Below are 1940 nucleotides of genomic sequence, written 5' to 3' on the forward strand. Positions count from 1 at the left end.
GCTGCTCACTTGAAAGGTTGGTCGCGACCTTTCGAATCGTACAAAAGCAAACGCCCCGAACAATGTCGGGGCGTCTGATGGGATCACTACCTGCATCAGCGAGTTTTCACACGCTCTGGCAAGGGCCGTTTTTTTGTGGGCAGCTTTCATGGGAACCTGTTCAGGGTCATTCAGGCGACATGAAAGAGGCTGCCGCAAGGCAGGAGCGGGCATCGTTGCTTTACCTGTGGGAATGGGCGGGGGCGCCCAGTCCATGCCCGCAATTTCGCAGGCATGGCCCGCTCACACAGGTTCCGCGCTCCCCTTAGCTGCCAAATCGCCGAACCTCGGTTCGAAGACTTTGAACAGGTTCTGAGGGGTCAGGCCGGCTGGGCCGCTCTGCCATTGGCCACGAAACGCAGCATCCACTCGCCAACGGTGCGCCCATGGTGATCCAGGTGCAGGTTATCCACCGCCGCACGGTAGGTGGTTTCGCCAATGTGCTGCTGGCGAATGTCCAGCAGCGCGCGGGAATACTCGGGCACGAACTCCGGATGCCCCTGGAAGCACAGCACCTGATCACCGATACGATAGGCCGCATGGGCGCAGAACGGGCTGGTGGCCAGCAACGTGGCGTTTTCCGGCAGCCGGGTGACCTGATCCTGATGGCTGATCAGCAACGTCAGCTCATCCAGGGCTGGCGTCATCCAGTCCAGCTGTTCGGTCAGCTGATAACGATGAATGCCTACACCCCACCCGCCACTGGCGCGTTCGGCCCTGCCGCCGAGCAGCAGCGCCAGCAACTGGTGCCCGAAGCAGACACCCAGCAACTTGTCGCCTGCCTGATAGCGTTCGAGCAAATAGGCCTTGAGTGTTTCGATCCACGGATCCGTGGCGAACGAATCGGCCTTGCTGCCGGTGACCAGGTACGCATCGAAACGTACATCGGCGGGCGGATAATCGCCCTGCATGACGTTGAATACGTGGAAGCTGGCCTCGATGGCCTGACCAGCGAAAAGACGTTCGAACATCTTGCCGTAGCCCTGATACTGGTCGACCAGCTCGGGGCGCAGGATGTCGGTTTCCAGAATGCAGATCTGCAGCGACATGGCGATACCTGAAAAATAACAGAGCAGTCAAAGCCTGCCTGTGCAGATGCATCAAGGCAAGAGGCATACCGTTATCCGCGTCATCAGTCTTTTCAATAGACTCCATGATCAGTCTTTACTTCTGCGCCTGGGTAAAGGACCTGATGATCGCGTCATCGGCCCACAACGCCACTGACGAGCGTAACCACCATGCACAGCCAGACCATCCGCTACGCCCGCAACGGCGCCCTGGGCGCCATCGGCCTTTATCTGATCATTGCCCTGCCCCTGCTGGCGGCCAGCATGCAGCGCCCGGCTCAGCCCGTGCAGACGGCAAGCCAGACGATGGTGCCCGCAGCGAACCAGGGCAGTTTTACCTGAACCCCAAGCGAAACGCCGGACTCCAAATCTGCAGTGCCTGAATGCAGGCGCGATCATCCTAAACAGTGAAGGAGTTCCACGATGCTCAAGAAGACCCTGACTGCCCTTACTGCCGCTGCCGCCATGAGCGCCGGTCTCGCCATGGCCGATCGCCCGGGCGCCGACTGGATCAGCATCGAGCAGGCGCTGAGCAGCGCCAAGCAGGCTGGTTTCACCCAGATCCACAAGATCGAAGCCGACGACGCTGGCTACTGGGAAGGCGAAGGCACCAAACAGGACAACCGTCTCTATGAGTTCCGCGTGGACGGCAAGAGCGGCAAGGTGATCCGTGAGCAACTGGACAACTGATCGATAGCACTTGAAAAACCGGCCCAAGCAGAGCGTGTGAAAAGTCGCTGATGCAGGTAGTGATCCCATCAGACGCCCCGACATTGTTCGGGGCGTTTGCTTTTGTACGATTCGAAAGGTCGCGACCAACCTTTCAAGTGAGCA

General features: G+C 59.4%; 3 protein-coding genes. 2 read left to right on the forward strand and 1 reads right to left on the reverse strand.

The window, feature by feature from the left end; genetic code table 11:
- Positions 1-359 precede the first annotated feature (359 nt).
- Positions 360-1088 (reverse strand): amidotransferase, encoded by a 729-nt coding sequence (locus BVH03_RS15630; protein ID WP_075962032.1) that lies wholly within the window; start codon positions 1086-1088, stop codon positions 360-362.
- Positions 1089-1277: 189 nt separating this feature from the next.
- Here BVH03_RS15630 and BVH03_RS26390 point away from each other — a divergent pair, with 189 nt between their 5' ends.
- Positions 1278-1448 (forward strand): hypothetical protein, encoded by a 171-nt coding sequence (locus BVH03_RS26390; RefSeq protein ID WP_168175631.1) that lies wholly within the window; start codon positions 1278-1280, stop codon positions 1446-1448.
- Between the two features lie 81 nt (positions 1449-1529).
- Complete coding sequence (locus BVH03_RS15635; RefSeq protein ID WP_070886212.1) at positions 1530-1796, forward strand: PepSY domain-containing protein; 267 nt, start codon at positions 1530-1532, stop codon at positions 1794-1796.
- Positions 1797-1940 lie beyond the last annotated feature (144 nt).

This window comes from Pseudomonas sp. PA15(2017) (assembly GCF_001945395.1).
Lineage (GTDB): Bacteria > Pseudomonadota > Gammaproteobacteria > Pseudomonadales > Pseudomonadaceae > Aquipseudomonas.

What these genes read in the sequence shown, in the direction of transcription:
- BVH03_RS15630 (WP_075962032.1), bottom strand. Translation starts at nt 1,088, where the DNA reads ATGTCGCTGCAGATCTGCATTCTGGAAACCGACATCCTGCGCCCCGAG.
- BVH03_RS26390 (WP_168175631.1), top strand. Translation starts at nt 1,278, where the DNA reads ATGCACAGCCAGACCATCCGCTACGCCCGCAACGGCGCCCTGGGCGCC.
- BVH03_RS15635 (WP_070886212.1), top strand. Translation starts at nt 1,530, where the DNA reads ATGCTCAAGAAGACCCTGACTGCCCTTACTGCCGCTGCCGCCATGAGC.